The organism is Kitasatospora sp. GP82 (assembly GCF_029892105.1).
In the GTDB taxonomy this organism is placed as follows: Bacteria; Actinomycetota; Actinomycetes; order Streptomycetales; family Streptomycetaceae; genus Kitasatospora.
On record NZ_JARZAJ010000019.1, the window covers coordinates 49,366 to 68,533 of the forward strand.

The 19,168-nt window shown below is 70.0% G+C and carries 18 protein-coding genes and 1 pseudogene; 11 read left to right on the forward strand and 8 right to left on the reverse strand.

Translation table 11 applies throughout. The features are described from left to right. Positions 1-11 precede the first annotated feature (11 nt). Positions 12-686 carry a response regulator transcription factor gene (locus P3T39_RS21295; protein ID WP_280700060.1) on the forward strand — a complete coding sequence of 225 codons (675 nt, stop codon included), beginning with the start codon at positions 12-14 and terminating at the stop codon, positions 684-686. Here the strand turns inward: P3T39_RS21295 and P3T39_RS21300 are convergent. The 5 genes from P3T39_RS21300 to P3T39_RS21320 all read right to left on the reverse strand — a co-directional run bounded on the left by P3T39_RS21300 (position 575) and on the right by P3T39_RS21320 (position 6,336). After that, positions 575-982 (reverse strand): integrase core domain-containing protein, encoded by a 408-nt coding sequence (locus P3T39_RS21300; protein WP_348534370.1) that lies wholly within the window; start codon positions 980-982, stop codon positions 575-577. The two genes, P3T39_RS21295 and P3T39_RS21300, sit on opposite strands and share 112 nt — an antisense overlap. A 12-nt stretch (positions 983-994) precedes the next feature. After that, the gene (locus P3T39_RS21305; protein WP_280700061.1) at positions 995-2,020 is read right to left on the reverse strand and encodes a GNAT family N-acetyltransferase; all 1,026 of its coding nucleotides are present in this window, start codon (positions 2,018-2,020) and stop codon (positions 995-997) included. A gap of 560 nt (positions 2,021-2,580) precedes the next feature. Then, a complete protein-coding gene (locus tag P3T39_RS21310) occupies positions 2,581-3,348 on the reverse strand; it encodes a TetR/AcrR family transcriptional regulator C-terminal domain-containing protein (RefSeq protein WP_280700062.1) in 768 nt (255 codons plus the stop codon). Positions 3,349-3,433: 85 nt separating this feature from the next. Further along, positions 3,434-4,951, reverse strand: coding sequence for an MFS transporter (locus P3T39_RS21315; RefSeq protein ID WP_280700063.1), 1,518 nt, complete (start codon positions 4,949-4,951; stop codon positions 3,434-3,436). Between the two features lie 416 nt (positions 4,952-5,367). Next, a complete protein-coding gene (locus P3T39_RS21320; protein WP_280700064.1) occupies positions 5,368-6,336 on the reverse strand; it encodes a LysR family transcriptional regulator in 969 nt (322 codons plus the stop codon). A 229-nt stretch (positions 6,337-6,565) separates the two neighbouring features. Between P3T39_RS21320 and P3T39_RS21325 the strand changes: the two genes are divergently transcribed. The 7 genes and pseudogenes from P3T39_RS21325 to P3T39_RS21355 all read left to right on the forward strand — a co-directional run bounded on the left by P3T39_RS21325 (position 6,566) and on the right by P3T39_RS21355 (position 14,446). Continuing rightward, positions 6,566-8,122: an ABC transporter substrate-binding protein gene (locus tag P3T39_RS21325; RefSeq protein WP_280700065.1), complete on the forward strand. Its 1,557-nt coding sequence runs from the start codon at positions 6,566-6,568 to the stop codon at positions 8,120-8,122. Then, positions 8,119-9,000 carry an ABC transporter permease gene (locus P3T39_RS21330; RefSeq protein WP_280700066.1) on the forward strand — a complete coding sequence of 294 codons (882 nt, stop codon included), beginning with the start codon at positions 8,119-8,121 and terminating at the stop codon, positions 8,998-9,000. The genes P3T39_RS21325 and P3T39_RS21330 overlap by 4 nt, the downstream gene beginning before the upstream one ends. Then, positions 8,997-9,989, forward strand: a complete 993-nt coding sequence (locus P3T39_RS21335; protein WP_280700067.1) for an ABC transporter permease — start codon at positions 8,997-8,999, stop codon at positions 9,987-9,989. Before P3T39_RS21330 ends, P3T39_RS21335 begins: the two co-directional genes overlap by 4 nt. Beyond that, positions 9,986-10,753, forward strand: a pseudogene (locus P3T39_RS21340) (ABC transporter ATP-binding protein); the annotation flags it as partial. The gene P3T39_RS21335 and the pseudogene P3T39_RS21340, both read left to right, overlap by 4 nt. A 41-nt stretch (positions 10,754-10,794) precedes the next feature. Continuing rightward, positions 10,795-11,961, forward strand: a complete 1,167-nt coding sequence (locus P3T39_RS21345; protein ID WP_280700068.1) for a dipeptide ABC transporter ATP-binding protein — start codon at positions 10,795-10,797, stop codon at positions 11,959-11,961. A 32-nt stretch (positions 11,962-11,993) separates the two neighbouring features. Beyond that, positions 11,994-13,241: an alpha/beta fold hydrolase gene (locus tag P3T39_RS21350; protein ID WP_280700153.1), complete on the forward strand. Its 1,248-nt coding sequence runs from the start codon at positions 11,994-11,996 to the stop codon at positions 13,239-13,241. Between the two features lie 29 nt (positions 13,242-13,270). Next, positions 13,271-14,446, forward strand: a complete 1,176-nt coding sequence (locus tag P3T39_RS21355; protein WP_280700069.1) for a M6 family metalloprotease domain-containing protein — start codon at positions 13,271-13,273, stop codon at positions 14,444-14,446. Here the strand turns inward: P3T39_RS21355 and P3T39_RS21360 are convergent. Together P3T39_RS21360 and P3T39_RS21365 are read right to left on the reverse strand one after the other, a co-directional pair. Continuing rightward, positions 14,433-14,585, reverse strand: a complete 153-nt coding sequence (locus P3T39_RS21360) for a hypothetical protein (RefSeq protein WP_280700070.1) — start codon at positions 14,583-14,585, stop codon at positions 14,433-14,435. The two genes, P3T39_RS21355 and P3T39_RS21360, sit on opposite strands and share 14 nt — an antisense overlap. 161 nt (positions 14,586-14,746) lie before the next feature. Then, positions 14,747-15,229: a MarR family transcriptional regulator gene (locus P3T39_RS21365; protein WP_280700154.1), complete on the reverse strand. Its 483-nt coding sequence runs from the start codon at positions 15,227-15,229 to the stop codon at positions 14,747-14,749. A gap of 113 nt (positions 15,230-15,342) precedes the next feature. Here P3T39_RS21365 and P3T39_RS21370 point away from each other — a divergent pair, with 113 nt between their 5' ends. Beyond that, entirely contained in the window at positions 15,343-16,077 is a 735-nt protein-coding gene (locus tag P3T39_RS21370) for a dienelactone hydrolase family protein (RefSeq protein WP_280700155.1), read from the forward strand. Between the two features lie 102 nt (positions 16,078-16,179). On the opposite strand, the gene P3T39_RS21375 is transcribed toward P3T39_RS21370, so the two are convergent. Beyond that, positions 16,180-16,758, reverse strand: a complete 579-nt coding sequence (locus tag P3T39_RS21375) for a helix-turn-helix domain-containing protein (RefSeq protein ID WP_280700071.1) — start codon at positions 16,756-16,758, stop codon at positions 16,180-16,182. Positions 16,759-17,000: 242 nt separating this feature from the next. Between P3T39_RS21375 and P3T39_RS21380 the strand changes: the two genes are divergently transcribed. Together P3T39_RS21380 and P3T39_RS21385 are read left to right on the forward strand one after the other, a co-directional pair. Continuing rightward, positions 17,001-17,918: an NAD(P)H-binding protein gene (locus P3T39_RS21380; RefSeq protein WP_280700072.1), complete on the forward strand. Its 918-nt coding sequence runs from the start codon at positions 17,001-17,003 to the stop codon at positions 17,916-17,918. 334 nt (positions 17,919-18,252) lie between these two features. Continuing rightward, on the forward strand, positions 18,253-18,972 hold the full coding sequence (locus P3T39_RS21385; RefSeq protein WP_280700073.1) for a hypothetical protein: 720 nt from the start codon (positions 18,253-18,255) through the stop codon (positions 18,970-18,972). The last annotated feature ends 196 nt before the right edge of the window (positions 18,973-19,168 follow it).

Here is a 19,168-nt window from a genome sequence, read left to right on the forward strand (position 1 = left end):
CGATGGACGCCATGACCATCCGTGTCCTCCTCGCCGACGACCAGGCCACCGTGCGCGCCGCCTACCGGATGATCCTCGACTCCCAGCCGGACATGGAAGTCGTCGTCGAAGCCGCGGACGGAACGACAGCCGTGGCCGAGGCCCACCGGCTGCGCCCCGACGTCTGCCTGCTCGACATCCGCATGCCCGGCATGGACGGACTCGAAGCCACCCGCCTCCTCGCCGGACCGGATGCCGAACAGCCGCTCAAGGTGGTCATCGCCACCACCTTCGACCTCGACGAATACGTTTACAGTGCCCTGCACCACGGAGCGTGCGGCTTCGTCCTCAAGGACTGCTCACCCGCCCTGCTCATCGAAGCCGTCCGCGCGGCCGCCGCAGGCGACTCACTCATCTCACCATCCATCACCGTCAGGCTCCTCAAGCACATGGTCAGCTTCTCGGAGCCAGCGCCGCGCCAAGCCCAACCGGCCGCTCTCATAGCGCCATTGAGCGAGCCACTCACTCCCCGCGAGCGAGACGTCATCGCCATGGTCGCCAAAGGCCTGACCAACGACGAAGTCGCTGCAGCCCTCTACGTCACCCTGTCCACCGTCAAAACCCACCTCGGCAACATCCAGCGCAAACTCGGCACCCGCAACCGCGTCGAAATCGCCGCCCGAGCCTGGCAACACGGCATGACCTGACGGGCATCCCGCCACGAGCGGACGCTTGGCGGTCGGGGCTCCCGGGTTCGGGCTCGTGCTTGCGGTGCGAGTTGCCGGCGTCCTTGGTGGGGTCGATGCCGGTTGAAGTGGCGGGCGTACTCGTGGAGGATCTTCTCGGCGTGGCCGCGGTCGAACAGCAGGACTCGGTCCGTGCACTCCTCCCGCATGGAGCTTATGAAGCGTTCCGCGTGGGGGTTGCAGTTGGGGCTGTGCGGAGGGATCTTGGCAGGCGGCGGCAGACTGACGGGACATCGAGGCCTCTGGTGGTTCAGGATGCAGCGCTCACGTCAGGGGCGTGGCCGGAGGTCGGTGAGGCGGGCTTCGAGCGCGCCGACGTCGGACTCGACGCTTGCCACGACGTGGTCGGTCACGTAGCCGAGTTGGGCGTTGACGCGGATCATGTGAAGGTTGTCGGCCGCCGTCATCGTGTGCACCTGTTCCAGGCGGGGAAGCTCGGCGGTGAGCCACCGCATCATCGAGGCCTTGATCGCCCGGCCGAGTCCGAGCCCGCGGAACTCGGGCAGCACGGCGGTGTCCTCCTGATGGCAGTAGCTCCACTGCTGCGGAACGATGGCGATCTCGGTGAAGCCCGCCACCGCCCCGCTGCGCTCGTCGACGGCCACGACGTACCGGTGTGATTCGCCGATCCCGCGCATCCTGGCCTCGTACTGCCGCACCCGTTCCGCGGTCCAGTCAGGGTGCTGGTAGCTTGCCTCACCGGTCGGAGAGTCGGCGATGGCGTTGCGCGCCCGGGCGAAGCTCTGCACGAGGTCGCCTGGCGCTGTGTCCACCCACTTCTGGATCCGGAACCCGGGCGCCAGCGGCACCTGCCACCGCGCCGGGTCCGTCCTCTTGATGTCCAGGTGGTGTGAGGCGCGCTGCGCGACCGTGCGGAAGCCGAGGGCGTTCGTCCACTTCTCGCCGTCCGCGCCTGCCTTGGTCTGACCGGCGATCCTCTGGCAGCCGCGTGCGTGGATCTCCGGCAGCATCGTCTGGAGCAGTCGTGTCCCGACGCCGCGTCGGCGGTTTCGCGCCGACACGCGCACGGCGGTGATGGCCCGCTCGCTGTTCTCGTCCGTCGGGAAGACGGCGCGCGCTGTGCCGATCAGCCGCCCGTTGTCGCGCGCGACCCACAGCCGTTGCAGCCCGAGGTATGAGGTGGGTTGGCGCAGCTGCTGCACGTAGGAGTCGTACGGCGGCAGCGGGGTGCTCGGGTAGTCCGCGGCGGTTGCCGTGACGGCAAGCTCGTACCAGGCGCGGAGCTCGGCCGCCGAGGCGCGTTCCGGTGCGAACGGTGTTGTTCCCAGGCTCATGACGACGTTCCTTTCCTAGACCTCGAGGGCGGGGGCCGCCTGCCGCGTGCTGTCACAAGTCGAGCGGACCGGTGGCATGTCGGCGCAGGCGGCCAGCGCCCAGCGCCGCTCGCGCGGAAGCAGGTCCAGCTCGGCGAACCGGCTCGGGTCGCGATCGACGGTGACGGCGTCGAAGAAGGCCGCGCGGTGGTGGCGGCGGCGACACCGGACGCCAGCCGCTTCTCGTAGCTTCCCCGACTGTCCAACTCAGCCAGGAGGTCGGCTAGTTCGCTGTTCCGGCCGATCCGCTGAGCGGCGCGTGAGAGCTCCCGCATGCGCTCGGGGTAGGGCAGCGGATCGAGCTCGGCGAGCAGACGGTCGGCTGTGGAGTGGGACATGGCGGCGATTCTGCCGGGCTGCCGCGCCGAGGTATACAGGTTTTCGGTCGGTGCGTGGCGCACCTCCGTCATGGTGCAGTAGGCACTGTCGGCGCCGACAAGCCATCCACGCGGGTCGCGCCGCACGTCGGTACCCGACGGCGCCTGACCGCGGCAGCAGGCAGTCCGGGGTCGTTCCGCAGCTCAGTGCGCTTCCGTCGATGCTCCCGAGGTCCGCGCCCCCGCGATGCGCGCGTCGATGCCGGCCAGGGCGAAGTCGAGGCCCTGGGCGAAGCGGCGGTCGCGGGCGGCGGCGGAGTTGGTGCCGCCGTTGCCGACGAGTTCGGCCTGTTCGACGAAGCGGACGTCGGCCTGCTCCACGATGCCGTAGACGACGCTGTAGAACTCCTCCTCGCTCAGGCCGGAGGCTCGTACTCGGAGCAGCCACTGGGACTCGAGCAAGGCGAAGCCGTAGGCGTACTCGAAGAGCAGGCCCAGGGCGGCGCCAGCCTGGTCGGCGGGCAGGCCGCTGCGGGTGATGGCGCTGATCGCGCTGGTGGAGAAGAGCAGCGAGTTGGGGCCGAGGGCGAGGAACTGGCCTGCCAGCTGGGCTGCCCAGGGGTGCTCCTGGAAGCAGTGGCGGTACTCGTGGGCCAGGGCATGCAGGTGGCGCCGCCAGTCGCCATGGTCCTCCAGGGGCGGGATGCGCATCTGGCCGAGGACGTCGTCCAGGGCGAGTTCGAGGAGCTCGTCCTTGTTGTCGACGTACCAGTAGACGGACATCGGCGTGACGTCGAGTTCGGCCGCCAGTTTGCGCATCGAGAAGGCATGCACGCCGTCGGCGTCCAGCAGGCCCACCGTCGCGCGCACGATCCGGTCCCGGCTCAGGGCGCTGGGGGCGACGCCCCGCTTGCGGGTCTTGGGCTGCTTCACCCAGATGCTGACCGCAGGATCGCGGAACTTGTCGGCCATGCGCTGTCCTTGCTCGTCCTGCCCAGTCCTGGGGCTGATTGCTGCACGGCTGCCGGGGCGGGCCGTGCAGCGATCGTACGGGCGGTCAGCCCGCCTGGGCCGATTGCGGCTGCGCTGTCGGGCCCGGCTGCTCGGCGGTCGCCCGGCTCAGCAGCCAGCCGGCCAGCAGACCGCCGAGCAACACGGCGACGGCGCCGATCAGTTGGCTGCTGGTGAGGCTGTCGGCGAAGGCCGAGCGGACCTGGTGGGCGACAGCGGGTCCGGCCGCGGCGAGCGCGTCCGGCAGCGACCGGGCCGCCGTGTTCGGCACCCCGGCGGGCAGCGTGGCGGCGAAGCCGGCGGTGAGCACCGCGCCCAGGACGGCGACGCCGAGCGAGTTGCCCAACTCGCCGAGCGTGCCCATCAGACCGGAGCCGACGCCGGCCTTCTCGGGCGGGATCGAGCCCATCACCGCGGTGGCCATGGCGGGTTGGGCACAGGCCACGCCGGTGCCCATCAGCACCAGGCCGAGCAGCACGCCGGGGTAGGAGCCGTTGTGGCCGAAGACGGCGATCGCGGCCAGGCCGGCGGCGAGCAGGGCGAGCCCGGTGGCGATGGCGGCGGGCGGCTTGAGGCCGAGCTTCGTGGTCAGCCGGATGCCGGTACCGGTCAGGTTGAGCGCGACGATGGTCAGTGCCATCGGGGCGGTGCGCAGACCGGCAGAGAGCGGACCGTAGCCGAGGACGAACTGCAGGTGCTCGGTGAGCAGGAAGAGCGAGCCGCCCATCCCGAAGCTGACCAGCACACCGCCGGAGACCGCACCGCGGAACCGGGCGTCACGGAAGAAGGAGAGGTCGAGCAGCGGGTGCTCGATCCGGCGCTCCCAGAGCACGAAAAGCAGCAGGAAGAGCAGGCCGAGCCCGCCGGACAGCAGGGTGTGCGAGGAGGTCCAGCCGCTGCCGGGGCCCTGGATCACCGCATACACCAGGCCGACCAGGCCGGCGGTGGAGAGCACGGCGCCGAGAAGGTCGGGGCGATCGCCGCGCGGGTCCTTGGACTCGGGCACCAGGCGGGCCACCGCGAGCAGGGCGGGCGCTGCCACCGGGACGTTGACCAGGAAGACCGAACCCCACCAGAACCGGGTGAGCAGCAGGCCGCCGATCACCGGCCCGAGCGCGACGCCGAGCGAGGCGACCGCGGTCCAGGCGGCGATGGCCTTGGGCTGCTCCTCGGCGTCGAAGGTGCGTACCACGATGGCCAGACTGGTGGCCAACAGCAGGCTGCCGCCGACTCCCATGCCGGCCCGGGCGGCGATCAGCTGCCCGGGGTCGTCAGCCATCGAGGCGCCGAGCGAGCCGACGCCGAACAGGGCGAGGCCGAGCAGCTGGACCTTCTTGCGGCCGTACCGGTCGGCCAGGCCGCCGGCGGCGATCAGCAGGCCTGCCTGGGCGAGCGAGTAGGCGCCGATCACCCACTGGGTCTGTGCGGTAGTGGCGCCCAACTCCTTGGTGAGGGAGGGAACTGCGACGTTCAGGATGGTGTTGTCGAGCACCACGACAAGTTGGGCGAGACAGATCACGGCGAGGATCACCCACCGGTCCGGTCGGCGGTCGGTCTGGGACATGTAGGGCCGCTCCAGCCTATCTTGTACGACGTATAATACTTATACAGCGTATAAGCAGGGGAGCGTGGAGCGCCAGGGAATATCCTGTGGGGCTCGGATAGTCGTCGCTATGACCTCGAACGCCACAGACTCTGCGCACCCACGTCCTCGGCGTCATCAACGAGTACCGATACGCGGCTTGACCGGCGGGGGTGGGGCCGGTGCGGCGCGGGGCTGGGTCGATGCCCTCTGCGTGGAGGATCTCCCAACCAGCCCGGACAAGCAGAAACGGCCCGCCAGTCGAGCTGACGAGCCGTCATGCAAGATCGAGGCCAGAACGCCCGTACGGAACTGCCGGGTGGCCCTGCGTGGCGAGGGTGGCTGTGTTCGGACCCGGGTCGTATTGCTCAGTTTTCACTTTGGTGTGCGTCGGCGTGTCAGGGCTGGGAGCTCGGCGGCTCGGACCGGTGGTCGCGCAGCCAGTGCAGGTAGACCGGGCTGCGGCCGACGGCGGCCCGCTGGGCGTCCCGGGCGTGCTGGACCAGCGCCGGGCCCAGGTGGGCGAGCGGGCCGGCCCGGTGCCAGGCGAGCAGGTGGCGGTACCACAGTGGGTTGCCGGCGATGGGGCGCACCGCGATGCCCGGGACCTCGTCGAAGGTGGCCTGGCACAGGCTCACCGCGTGGCCGCTGCGGACCACTTCCAGCAGCAACCGCCCCTCCACCTCGTGGACCGTGCGCATCCGGTGGCCCGTTAGGAGGAAGGTGGTGGACCAGTACTCGCGGGTGCGGTCGTCGTCCGGATGCGGGGACGCCCATTCCTCGTCGGCGAGTTCGTCCAGTGTGACCTCGTCGCGCTCCGCGAGTCGGTGGGCGGCGGGCAGGGCGACGAAGACCGGCTCGGTGGCGACCGGGTGGAGCGTGACGCCGGGGCGAGGGGTCAGCTCATAGCCCGGGCTGTCACCGACCACGGCGACGTGGAGGCGGCCGTTGGCGACGTCGTCGATCAACGGCACCGACGAACCCTGGCCTCGGGAGACGACCCGGGCCTCGGGGTGGTGGGCCTTGAGAGCGGTGATCAGCCCGCCCAGCAGTGGCGCGTTGACCGAGCCGAGCCTGAGGTGAGGAACGGGACCACCGGTCCAGGCGGCCAGCGCGGAGGTGCCGAGCAGGTCGTCGACCGTGGGCAGGATGGCACGCGCCCGAGCGAGCACGACTTCGCCGAAGGCCGTCGGCACCGCCCCGGAGGGCCTGCGGTCGAAGAGTGGGCCGCCCAGCAGGGCCTCGATCCGGCGCAGTTGCGCGCTGAGCCCGGGTTGGGTGAGGCGCAGGGCGGCGGCGGCACGCGTGAGGCTGCCGCCCTCGGCGATGGCGCAGATGATCCGCAGGTGGCGTATCTCGAGCTCCATAACCGGATGCTATGGGGAGGTGAGAGCTCCCGGAAGGGCTTGCGACCCCCCAACCTTGTCTCACATGTGAAATGTCACACCGCAAAGGGAGTGTTGCATGAGGGGGCGAAGAGCTCGACTGGCCCTGGGGGCAGCCCTTGGGTTGCTGACGGCGGCTTGCACGGGATCGAACGGCGCCGGCGCCGGCGCCGATGCGAATGCCGCGCCGGTGAAGGGTGGCACGCTCCACGTGCTGTCCAGCATCGACCTGGAACACCTCGACCCGGCCCGCGCCTACGTCACCTCCACCCAGGACGTGGGCCGCCTAGTCTACCGCACGCTGACCACCTTCGCCCCCGCCCCCGGCCAGGCCGGCGGGAAGATCGTGCCGGACCTGGCGACGGACACCGGTCGGCCCAGCGACGGGGCGAAGACGTGGACCTTCACCCTCAAGGAGGGCGTGAAGTACGAGGACGGACGGCCCGTCACCAGCAAGGACGTCAAGTACGGCGTCGAGCGGACCTTCGCCGCCGAATTGCCCGAGGGACCGCCGTACGCCCGGATGTGGCTGGCCGGCGGCGAGGCGTACAAGGGCCCGTACAAGGACCCTGCCGGGCTCGCGTCGATCGAGACTCCGGACGACCGAACGATCGTATTCAAGCTCAACCGCCCGGTGTCCGACTTCGGCTCGGCTGTGTCACTGCCGATGTCCGCCCCGGTGCCGCAGGACAAGGACACCGGCGTCGGCTACGACAACCGCCCGTTCTCCTGTGGCCCGTACAAGATCGAGAAGTTCGAGCCCAAGAAGCAGCTCACCCTGGTCCGCAACACTTCCTGGGACCCGGCCACCGACACCGTCCGCAAGGGTCTGCCCGACAAGGTCGTCATCGACCTGAATCTCGATGCGGCGGTGGTCGACCAGCGGCTGATCGCTGGTCAGGGTCAGGACGCGGACGCGGTCGCGCTGGAACCGATCGGCCCGGCCTCGGTCGGAAGGGTGATGAGCGACCCGCAGGTGCGCAAGCGGCTGGTTACCGGCGAGTCGATCAACACCCGGTTCCTCAGCATCAACACCAGGCACGCGCCGCTGGACGACGTCCGGGTGCGGCAGGCCATCGCGTACGCGCTGGACAAGGACGCCCTGCGCACCACCCGAGGCGGCCCGATCGCGGGCGAGCTGGCCACCACCCTGCTGCCGCCCACCCTGCCGGGGGCCGCCCCCGAGGACCCGTACCCGAGTCAGGACGGCAAGGGCGACCCTACGATGGCCAAGGCCCTGCTCGCCCAGGCGGGCCACGCCTCCGACCTGGTCCTCACCCTCGACACCCCGGCCACCGCGGGCGGCAAGGCCCAGGGCGAGGCGGTGCAGGCATCGCTGGCCCGGGCCGGCATCACCGTGAAGATCAACGAGATCAGCTCCTCGGCCTTCTACAGCACGGTCGGGAACACGGCCCGGCAGCACGACCTGGTGATCGACGGCTGGACCCCCGACTGGCCGGGCGCCTCCACCTATCTGCCCATCCTGTTCGACGGCCGTCTGATCACCACTGAGGGCAACAACAACCGCGCCCAGTACGACTCGCCCGCGGTCGACACGCGCCTGGATGCGATCGCCGCGATGAGCGACCCGGCAGCCGCCCAGGCCGCCTACGGCGAGCTCGCCAGGCGGATCATGCAGGACGCACCCGTCGTGCCCTTCCTGTGGGACAAGGCCGCGGTGCTGGTCGGACCGAACGTCACCGGGGCGTACGGCCACACCGCCTTCGTCGGCCGCCTCGATCTCGTGTCCCTGGGCCTGCGCAAGTGACCGTACTGCGACGGCTGTTGGCCCAGCGCTCGGCGGCGCTCGCGCTGGCCGTGGTGGCCCTGCTGGTGCTGACCGCGCTCGCCGCCCCGCTGATCACCTGGCTCGCCGGCACCTCCCCGACAGCGTTCCACGGCGAGGCGGTGGACCCGGCGCTCGGCGGCCTGCCACGCGGCGTCGCGGGCGGGATCAGCTCCGGGCACTGGCTCGGCGTGGAGCCGGTCAACGGCCGGGACGTGCTTGCCCGAGTGGTGTACGGCGCACGGGTCTCGCTGCTGATCGCCGTGCTCGCCACCGGGCTGTCGGTGGCGCTGGGGACGGCGCTCGGCCTGCTCGCCGGCTTCCTCGGCGGCTGGGCCGACACCGTGATCGGCCGGCTGATGGACCTGCTGATGTCCTTCCCAAGCCTGATCTTCATGATCGCGCTGATCTCGGCCGCGCCCGGCGCGGACCGCCGACTGCTGCTGGTGGTGGTGCTCGGGTTCTTCGGCTGGCCGTACGTCGGGCGGATCGTGCGCGGGCAGGCGATGGTGCTGACCCGGGGCGAGTTCGTGGCGGCGGCCAGGGTGCTCGGCGCGTCCCGGCGGGCGCTGCTGGTGCGTGAGGTGCTGCCGAACCTGACAGGCCCGGTACTGGTGGTGGCAACCATGTCGATCCCTGCGTGCATCGCCACCGAGGCCGGACTCTCCTTCCTCGGGGTGGGGGTGCAGCCGCCGACACCCTCCTGGGGGCAGATGATCGCCACCGCCGTGCCCTGGTACGCCGCCGACCCCGCCTACTTCCTCATCCCCGGCGCCTTCCTGTTCGCCACCGTGCTCGCCTTCAACGTGCTGGGCGATGCCGTCCGCGACGCGCTCGACCCCCGGAGCCAGCGACGATGATCCTCTACCTGCTGCGAAGACTGGCCGTCACCGCGGCCATCCTGGTGGTGATCTGCGCCGCCAGCTTCGCGATCTTCTACCTGATGCCGGCCGATCCCGCCCAGGGCGCCTGCGGCAAGGCGTGCAGCCCGGAACGGATCGCCGAAATCCGCGCCACCCTCGGGCTGAACCGCCCGCTGCCGGTGCAGTTCTGGGACTACCTGGTCGGCATCGTCTCCGGTCGGACGTACGGCACCGGCGCGCAGGCCGTGAACTGCCCCTTCCCCTGCCTGGGATTCAGCTTCCAGACCGACCAGCCGGTGTGGCCGATGCTGACCAGCCGACTGCCCGTCAGTATCTCGATCGCCCTCGGCGCGGCCGTGCTGTGGCTGGCCGTCGGCGTGGCGGCGGGCGTGGTGTCCGCGCTGCGGCGCGGCAGCCTGTGGGACCGCGCCGCGATGACCGCCGCACTCGGCGGTGTCTCGCTGCCGATCTACTTCACGGCGCTGGTGCTCCAGTACCTGCTGGTGGTCAAGCTCAATGTGCTGCCCTACCCCCGGGTGGTCCCCGTCACCCAGGATCCGGCCGGCTGGGCGCAGTCGATGGTCATGCCCTGGATCACCCTGGCCATGCTCTACGCCGGGGTGTACGCCCGGATCACCCGCGGCGAGATGCTCGACAGCCTCGGCCAGAACTACGTGCGCACCGCGCGCGCCAAGGGCCTGCCCGAGGTCACCGTGGTACGCCGGCACGCGCTGCGACCCGCGCTGATGCCGATCGTGACCATCTTCGGCATGGACCTCGGCGCACTGCTCGGCGGTGCGCTGATCACCGAGTCGGTGTTCGGCCTGCCCGGCGTCGGCAAGCTCGCGGCCGACGCGATCGCGGGTGCGGACCAGCCGGTGATCCTCGGCGTGACGCTGTTCGCGGCCGCCTTCGTGGTGCTCGCCAACCTGGCCGTCGACCTTGTCTACGCCGTGCTCGACCCGAGAGTGAGGGCCGTCGGATGACCCTGCTGACCGTACGTGACCTGACGGTCGACTTCGGCTCCGGCATACGCGCCGTGGACGGGCTCGACCTGGACCTGGACACCGGGCAGGTGCTCGGCGTGGTCGGCGAGTCCGGCAGCGGCAAGTCCGTCACCAGCCTCGCCGTGCTCGGGCTGCTCCAGGGAGCCACCGTCAGCGGTGAAATCCGCTTCGACGGCCGCGAGCTGACCACTCTCGACCAGCGCTCACTGCGTCGGCTGCGCGGCGACCGGATCGCCATGGTCTTCCAGGACCCGCTGTCCTGCCTCAACCCGTACTACACGGTGGCCTTCCAGATCGCCGAGGCCTACCGAGCCCACCACCGAGCCGGCCGGCGGGAGGCCCACAAGGTCGCCGTCCGGATGCTGGAGAGGGTCGGCATCCCCGAGCCCGAACGGCGGGCCCGCTGCTACCCGCACGAGTTCTCGGGCGGGATGCGGCAGCGGGTGATGATCGCCATGGCACTCTGCCTGGAACCCGACCTGCTGATCGCCGACGAGCCGACCACCGCGCTCGACGTCACCGTCCAGGCCCAGATCCTGGACCTGCTGCGCGAACTGCGGCGGGAGGTCGGCACCGCGATCATGCTGATCACCCATGACATGGGCGTGGTTGCCGGGCTCGCCGACCACGTCGTGGTGATGCACCAGGGGCACGCAGTCGAGCGGGGCGCCGTACGCGACGTCTTCCGCCGGCCGCAGCAGCCCTACACCCGCGGCCTGCTCGCCTGCGTGCCGCGCATCGACGGACCGCTGCCCCACCGGCTGCCCACCCTGGAGATGACGGGATGACCGCTCTGCTCGAAACCCGGGAGCTGGTCAAGCGCTTCCCGGTACGCCACGGCCTCACCCGGCGCCTTGCCGGGCACGTCACCGCAGTCGACGGCGTCTCACTGCGGGTCGAACCCGGTGAGACCCTCGGCCTGGTCGGCGAGTCCGGCTGCGGCAAGTCCACCGTGGCCCGCCTGCTCACCCGGCTGGAACGACCCACCGAGGGCGCCATCCGCTTCGCCGGGCAGGACCTCGCCGACCTCGACGAGACAGCGCTGCGCCCGGTCCGCCGCGAGCTCCAGATGGTCTTCCAGGACCCGTTCTCCTCGCTCAACCCCCGCCAGACCGTCCGCCGGATCCTCGCCTCGCCCTACCAGTACCAGGGGCTGGCCCCCGACGAGCCGGTGGAGCGGCTGTTGGAGCGGGTCGGCTTGCGCCCTGAGCACGCCGACCGCCACCCGCACGAGTTCTCCGGCGGGCAGGCCCAACGCATCGGCATCGCCCGGGCGTTGGCGCTGCGACCGAAGCTGGTGGTGTGCGACGAGCCGGTCTCGGCCCTCGACGTCTCGGTGCAGGCCCAAATCCTCAACCTGCTCAAGGACCTCCAGGACGAGTACGGCCTCGCCTACCTGTTCATCGCGCACGACCTCGGCGCCGTCCGCCAGATCAGCACCCGGATCGCCGTGATGTACCTGGGCTCCGTCGTCGAGACCGCCGACCGCGACACGCTCTTCGACGCCCCCGCCCACCCGTACACCCGCGCCTTGCTCTCGGCCGTACCGCTGCCCGATCCGGACGCCGAACGCGCCCGCGAGCGCATCGTGCTCCGCGGCGACCTGCCCAGCCCCCTGAACCCGCCAAGCGGCTGCCGCTTCCGCACCCGCTGTCCGAAGGCGGCCGACCGCTGCGCCGCCGAGCGGCCCGCCCTGCGGGCGATCGCCCCCGGGCACGAGGTCGCCTGCCACTTCCCCGAGTGGAACGAGGGGAACGATCAGCACAGCCCCGAGTGGAACGAGGGGAACGATCAGCACAGCCCCGAGTGGAACGAGGGGAACGGCCAGCACAGCCCCGAGCGGAACGACGGGAACGGCCAGCACAGCCCCGAGCGGAACGACGGGAACAGCCAGCACAGCCCCGAGCGGAACGAGGGGAACGATCAGCACAGCCCGGAGGCCACCCCGTGATCCTCAACAGCCACCGCCTGCCCGGACTCGCGATGACCGACCACCTCTTCACCGTGCCACTCGACCACGCCCAACCCGGCGGCCCGACGGTCGACGTCTTCGCCCGCGAGCTCGCCGACCCGGTCCGCGCGGCCGACGAACTGCCCTGGCTGCTCTACCTCCAGGGCGGCCCCGGCGGGAAGTCGCCACGCCCGCTGAACGCCACCGGCGGCTGGCTCGGCCACGCCCTGAAAACCCACCGGGTGCTGCTGCTCGACCAGCGCGGCACCGGCCGCTCCACCCCCATCACCGCCCGCACGGCAGCCGGCTTCCGCTCCCCACACCAACTCGCCGACCACCTCGCCCTCCACCGGGCCGACGCGATCGTCGCCGACGCCGAGCTGATCAGGCGCCAACTGTGCGGCTACAAGCCCTGGGAGACGCTCGGCCAGAGCTACGGCGGCTTCCTCACCCTCAGCTACCTGTCCTTCGCCCCCGAGGGACTGCGCGCCTGCTACATCACCGGCGGCCTGCCCGGCCTCAACGCCACCGCCGACGACGTGTACGCCGCCACCTACCCCCGGGTGCGCGACAAGGTCACCGCGCACTACACCCGCCACCCCGGCGACCGCGAACTGCTCCGCCGGATCGCCGACCTCCTCGACCGCCGCCCGATCCACCTCCCTGACGGTGACCGGCTCACCGTCCACCGGCTGCGCACCCTCGGCCTGATGCTCGGCATGGGCGAGGGCTCCGCCCGCCTGCACTGGCTGCTGGACGAGGCAGTCGACTCCTACGGCGAACTGTCGGCGACCTTCCTGCACCAGGTGACGCAGCTGACCGCGTTCACCGACAGCCCGCTCTTCGCGGTCCTCCAGGAGACCATCTACGGCCGGCCCGGCACCGCCACCGGCTGGGCCGCGGCCCGCGCCCTGGCCGCGCACCCCGAGTTCGCCGAGGACGCCGACCCGTTGCTGCTCACCGGCGAGATGATCTACCCCTGGATGTTCCAGGAGATCACCGGCCTGCGCCCGTTCGCCGAGGCCGTCGAGCTGCTCGCGGAACACACCGACTGGCCAGAGCTGTACGAACCGGCCCGGCTCGCCACCAACCGGGTGCCAGTGGCCGCTGCGATCTACCACGACGACATGTACGTGGACGCCGAACTGTCGCTGCGCACCGCCCGCTCGGTCGGCTCGCTGCGGGCCTGGGTCACCAACGAGTGGGAGCACGACGGCGTGACCACCTCCGGTGGCAACGTCCTGGCCCGCCTCATGGACCTCGCCGCCGACCGCGTCTGATGCACCAACACCGGACTGCAAGGAGAGAGATGAGAACACGTCAGCTCACCGCCGCCCTGGCCGTACTGCTCCCGCTGGTCGCCGCCACCCCGGCCCTCGCCGACGCCGCCCGACCGGCCCCCGCTCCCGCCTCCGCGTGCGCTCTGCCCGGCAGGACCGGCTGGACCGACGAGGGCCACGACACCGACCGTACCCAGTTCCAGCAGCCGCTGGGCACCAAGCACGTGCTGATGCTCTTCGTCGACTTCCCCGATGCCCCGGCCACCGGCGAGCTCTCCGACTACTACCAGCAACTCGCCCCGGCCGCCGACTGGATGAAACAGGACTCCTACGGCAGGACCCGCCTCGACATCACCCCGCTCGACCACTGGCTCCACATGCCGCAGGACTCCACCTCCTACGGCTTCCAGCGCGGCATCACCTTCGAGCAGCACGAGGCATACGTGAAGCAGGCGGTCGAGGCCGCCGAGCCGTACACCGACCTGTCCCGCTACGACATGCTCTACATCGTCCCGACCAAGAGCGCCTCCGCCATCAGCTTCTCGCCCACCTACCTCTACGACCCGACCACCGCGGGCATCACCGCCAACGGCAAGCGGATCAAGTGGGCGGTCACCTTCGGTCAGGACATGTACCACTGGGGCCCCAAGGTCGCCGACCACGAGACCTCCCACACCTTCGGCCTGCCCGACCTCTACGCCTTCACCAACACCGACTACCACCGCTTCGTCGGCGGCTGGGACCTGATGGGCCTCATCTCCGGCCCGGCCCCGCAGCATCTCGGCTGGGAGCGCTGGAAGTTCGGCTGGATCGACGACCGGCAGGTCGCCTGCCTGCCGACCGCGGGCAGTCGCACCGTCCGTCTGCAGGCCGTCGAACGCCCCGGCGGCACGAAGATCGCGGTGATCCGCACCGGCGAGACCACCGCCTACGTCGCCGAGTCCCGCCGAGCCGTCGGCGCGGACGCCGGCGCCTGCTCCACCGGTGTGCTCGTCTACAAGGTCGACACCTCCGTCCAGACCGGCTACGGCCCGATCCAGGTGATCAACGGCAACCCGACCGCCACCCCGCCCAGCGGCTGCACCTCACTCGACATGGCCGCCTACCGCGCGGGCCAGAGTTTCACCGACTGGACCGCCCGCGTGCAGATCTCCGTCCGCACCAGCGGCCAGTACGGCGACTCCATCCAGATCAGCAGCTGGTGACGGTGCCGACCGCGTAGCGGGCCGTGTGGTACTGGATGGCCACCTTGCCCTTCCCGGTCCGGCAGGGCGAGCCCGTCGGGGCGGCGCAGGTGGACATCGGGCAGGCGTGCGATTCCACGCGCTTGAAGTCGTCGCTCACCACCCAGAGCGTTTCATGAGGGCGTTTCAGATCCAGTCGTTTGCAACAACTCATGAAACATGATCGCCGCAGGTGGACCACCGCGCGGCGCCGTGCTTCACAGGCGACCACCTTGAAACAGCGCCCCGGGCAGCGTTGATGTCGGATGCCACTACGCAGGGTCAGGAGGTCCGGGTGTGGTGGTCCAGCAAGCGGGTGAGCAACTGCACGAGCTGGTCGCGTTCGGCCGGACTCAGCGGCGCGAGCAGTTCGTCGTGGAGGTCGTCCAGGACCTTGTCGAGGCAGGGTAGGCGACGGCGGCCTCGGGCGGAGATCGTGATGATGTTGCGGCGCCGGTCGTCGGGATCCGGCACCCGCTCGACGAGGCCACGCTCGGCCAGTTCGTTGAGCACGCCGACCATGTCGCTGCGGTAGATGCCGGTGCGCCGGCTCAGCGTCGCTTGGCTGCCCGGCCCATACTCCTGCAGTGAGGCGAGCACGGCGTAGTGCCACTTGCGGGCGTCGACCTGGGCCAGCCCCTCGTTGATCAGCCGGTCCGACCGCGCGGTCAGCTGCGACAACTGTCGGCTCGCCTGTCGACGCAGCCTGTCGGGCGTCTTGCGCGCGCCGTCGTCGGGCATGTCCGCGGCTTCGGCTCTGATCATGGCGCCCATCCTACCCATTGCGTTAGTCCAACTAACGATGTACGGTCACTCACGCCGAAAACGTTAGTGAAATAAACGTTAATTCGGTGAACTCCAAGGAAGGAAGATCCGCTATTCCCACCAAGATGTTGCAGATTCCCACCGCGGACGGCCTCGCCGACGCTTTCGCCGCCTTCCCCGACCGCGGCGAGCGGCACCCAGGGGTGCTGATGTACGCGGACGCCTTCGGCATCCGGCCCGTGCTGCGGGACATGGCCCGCGAACTGGCCGGGCACGGGTACTACGTGCTCGTCCCCAACTTCTTCTACCGGCACGGCCCGGCACCGCTGATCGAACTTCCCGAGCACATCGGAGAAGCGGTCCGGCCCACGGTCATCGCCCAGCTGATGCCCTTGATCGAGGCGCACACCGCCGAACGTGTCCTGAGCGACGCCGACGCCTACCTCAGGTTCCTCACCACCCAGCCCGAGGTCGGTGCCGGACCGGTCGCGGTGACCGGCTACTGCATAGGCGGCCTCCTGGCGATGCGCACCGCCGCGGCCCACCCCGGCCAGGTGGCCGCCGTCGCCGGATTCCACGGCCCCGTGGGCGCCGACGGGCCCGACCTCCTCTCCAGGCTCACCGCCCAGGTCCACCTCGGCCACGCCGAAACCGACATGACGCCCGACGCCCTCGGCGAGCTCAGCCAGGCCCTGGACGCCGCGGGTGTCGGCTACACCTCCGAGATCTACCCCGGCACCATCCACGGCTTCACCATGTCCGACACCGACGCCTTCAACCCCGCCGCACTGCAGCTTCACTGGGACCGCCTGCTCCCCCTCCTCGGCCGCACCCTGACCAACGGCTGAGGCTCCGGCCCGGAAGTCAAACCCGAAGTGCACGGCTCCGCAGCCCGTAGCTCGCACGCCAGCCGCAACGCGGACGCGGCGGCCGGGATCTGGTGATCGTGGTCATGCGCCGCAATCGCGGCTGAAGGGGTGCCCCCACCCACTCGGCTCCGGGTGTTCATGCGGTCCTGGTCCCGGCCGCTCGTTGCGTCGCCCAGGGCACTCCCAAGCTGAACTGGAGTGCACCGCGACTTCCTCCGGTTGCACCTCGTGGCCCTGCTCGCAGGCCAGTCGCAGGGCAACTGGTGCATCGCATCCGGCGTGGCGCAGGACCAGTGGTGGCCCGTCCGGGCGGGGCAGGTGACGGTCGCCCCACTGCATGAGCGCCAGGAGGGCCGGCTGGAGGTCCACGCCGGCCTGGCTCAGAACGTATTCCTTCCGACTGCGCTGGCCTGGCTCCTGGTACGTGCGCCGCTCAAGCAGGCCGGCTTTGAGCAGCTCGCGAAGCCGTGCCGCGGCGACAGCCTCGGTGATCCCGACGCGCCGTACGAAGTCGTCGAACCGCGTGGTTCCGTAATGCGCTTCCCGCATGATCAGCATGGCCGATCGGGTGCCGAGGATCCGCATCGTTCGGTCGATCGAGCAGTCGTCCGCCACCCATTGCGTGCGATCGGCCAGAGCTCCCACAAGGCGCATCGGCATACTCCTCATCTCCTACCCGCCTCCCCCTCTGGCTATAGCTTCCCATAGCCAGATCAGGTGTAAACTGCTGGCTATAGGAAACAAAAGCCAGGGTTCCCGGCGCCGGTCCCGCGCAGGTCGCAGACCGCCCTGGCACAACATTCCGGCCGTCCGCCCGGCGCGCTCCTGAACACGCGCGCCATTCCCCTGGCGCCACCACTCCGCCGCCGAGGCGGGCGTGATTCGCAAGGAGGTCGATGGGCATGACGAAGAACGATGACCGGCTCTTCCTGATCACCGGCGCAACGGGGAAGACGGGGAAGACCACCGTGCAACTGCTCCTGGAACGGGGGCACCGGGTACGTGCTCTCGTGCACCGGGAGGACGACCGTTCGCGGCAGCTCGCCGCCACGGGCGCCGAAATCGTCGTGGGCGACCTGCTCGACTTCCATGGCGTGAGCTCCGCCCTACGAGGAGTGAGCGGAGCTTACTTCTGCTACCCGATCGCCCCGGGCCTGCTCGACGCCACGGTCACGTTCGCGCAGGCGGCCACCGAGGCCGGCGTCCGATCGGTCGTCAACATGTCGCAGATCTCCGCCCGGCGGGAGGCCGTCAGCAACCAAGCGCGCCAGCACTGGCTCGGCGAGCGCCTGCTCGACCGCACGACGATGCTCACCGCGCACCTGCGGCCGACGTTCTTCGCCGAATGGATCAGCTGGTCGTGGGGTCGCCAGGGAGACGAGGGCGTGCTCCGCCTTCCGTTCGGAAACGGTCGTCACGCTCCCGTCGCCGGGGTTGACCAGGCGTACGTGATCGCCGCCATCCTCGAGAACCCGCAGCCGCACGATCGCCAGACCTATCCCCTGCACGGCCCGGTCGAGATGGACCACTACGGGATCGCCAAGGCGGTCTCGCGAGCACTCGGGATCCCCGTCACGTACGAACCCATCAGCGTCGAGGAGTTCGCGGACGGGCTGGCCTGCCTGGGCAAGCCGTCCCACCTGATCCAGCACCTGAGCAGTGTCGCCATCGACTACCAGAACGGCATCTTCCAGGGCTCGAACAACCTCATCGAGGTCATCGGCAACCGCTCTCCCATGACCGTGGAGGAGTTCGTCATCGACAGGAGGCACGACTTCGATCGCAACGGTTCGAACTTCGTGCCCCCGAAATCGAGCTGACCGCCAAAGGGCCCTGAACAGCCAAGTTGGACCTGACGATCCACTAGTCGCCCGGTACTGTCTAGTCGCCCGGTACTGTCCAGGCATGACAAGAAAGGCCCGGGTGCCGGATCCGCGCGGGTGCTCCATTGACGCCGCCATGCAGGTCCTGGGCGAGAGCTGGGCGCTCCTGGCCCTCCGGGAGATCACCCTCGGCGTGCGATCTTGGACATCCTCGCCGATGGAGTGAAGTCCCCAGCGCTCCTCGCCGCGATGCGGCAGGCACCCGAACGTGCCCTCCGAGAAGCCGTCCGTCGTGCGTAGGTGAAACCGGGACGCACCGAAGGGGACTGACATGAACGAGTTGCTCGCCAAGGTCCTCGAGGCCCACGGTGGGATCGAACGCTGGAGTGAACTGACGGTGGTGCAGGCAACCGTCGTCAGCGGTGGCGACCTGTTCACCATCAAGGGCGCGCCGCAGGACCCCGCACCCCGCGAGATGACCGTCTGGCTGCACGAGGAGCACGCCTCGGTCCTGCCTTTCGGTGCTCCCGATCAAAAGACGGACTTCACGGCCGGACGAGTCAGCATCGAAAAGCTCGAGGGACGAGTCGTGGCCGAACGCGATGAACCGCGGACGTCATTCGCCGGCCATGGCTTGGACACTCCCTGGGACCCGCTGGACCGCGCCTACTTCAACGGCTACGCGTTGTGGACCTATCTCACCACGCCCTTCCTGCTGGCGATGCCGGGTTTCACGGTCACCGACATCGAGCCGTGCCGGGAAGGAGACGAACTCTGGCGTGGACTGCGCGCGACCTTCCCACAAGAAATCGCCAGCCACAGCACTCACCAGGACTTCTACTTCGGACCCGACCACCTCCTGCGCCGGCACGACTACCACGTCGACGTGGCGGGCGGATTCGCCGCGGCGCAGTACGTCTATGACACCGTGGAAGCGGACGGCATCTTCCTGCCCACCAAACGACGGGCTTTCCGCCGCGACTCCGACGGCCGCCCGATCCCGAACCAGGTGATGGTCTCGATCGACATCAGTAACGTTCGCTTCAGCTAAAACCTGCACGGTCGCCCGGCTACGAGGAAGACATGGCCGGGCGGGTGCGCCACTGCGCACACTGCTGCCCGCAGAGACCGGGCAACGGGCCTCACTGGTGGCGGCGAGGGGATCTCCTGGGTTTCCCCAGTCGGACTGCGCGGGAGCCCCGGAGCGTGTCGCTCCGGGGCTCCCGCGCAGTTCAGGACGGCGGCGG

Bases quoted from the DNA above. Each gene is read 5' to 3' on its own strand.
- P3T39_RS21380 (WP_280700072.1), top strand. From the start codon at position 17,001: ATGACGAAGAACGATGACCGGCTCTTCCTGATCACCGGCGCAACGGGG.
- P3T39_RS21335 (WP_280700067.1), top strand. From the start codon at position 8,997: ATGATCCTCTACCTGCTGCGAAGACTGGCCGTCACCGCGGCCATCCTG.
- P3T39_RS21320 (WP_280700064.1), bottom strand. From the start codon at position 6,336: ATGGAGCTCGAGATACGCCACCTGCGGATCATCTGCGCCATCGCCGAG.
- P3T39_RS21375 (WP_280700071.1), bottom strand. From the start codon at position 16,758: ATGCCGATGCGCCTTGTGGGAGCTCTGGCCGATCGCACGCAATGGGTG.
- P3T39_RS21385 (WP_280700073.1), top strand. From the start codon at position 18,253: ATGAACGAGTTGCTCGCCAAGGTCCTCGAGGCCCACGGTGGGATCGAA.
- P3T39_RS21345 (WP_280700068.1), top strand. From the start codon at position 10,795: ATGACCGCTCTGCTCGAAACCCGGGAGCTGGTCAAGCGCTTCCCGGTA.
- P3T39_RS21310 (WP_280700062.1), bottom strand. From the start codon at position 3,348: ATGGCCGACAAGTTCCGCGATCCTGCGGTCAGCATCTGGGTGAAGCAG.
- P3T39_RS21315 (WP_280700063.1), bottom strand. From the start codon at position 4,951: ATGTCCCAGACCGACCGCCGACCGGACCGGTGGGTGATCCTCGCCGTG.
- P3T39_RS21350 (WP_280700153.1), top strand. From the start codon at position 11,994: ATGACCGACCACCTCTTCACCGTGCCACTCGACCACGCCCAACCCGGC.
- P3T39_RS21295 (WP_280700060.1), top strand. From the start codon at position 12: ATGACCATCCGTGTCCTCCTCGCCGACGACCAGGCCACCGTGCGCGCC.
- P3T39_RS21305 (WP_280700061.1), bottom strand. From the start codon at position 2,020: ATGAGCCTGGGAACAACACCGTTCGCACCGGAACGCGCCTCGGCGGCC.
- P3T39_RS21355 (WP_280700069.1), top strand. From the start codon at position 13,271: ATGAGAACACGTCAGCTCACCGCCGCCCTGGCCGTACTGCTCCCGCTG.
- P3T39_RS21365 (WP_280700154.1), bottom strand. From the start codon at position 15,229: ATGATCAGAGCCGAAGCCGCGGACATGCCCGACGACGGCGCGCGCAAG.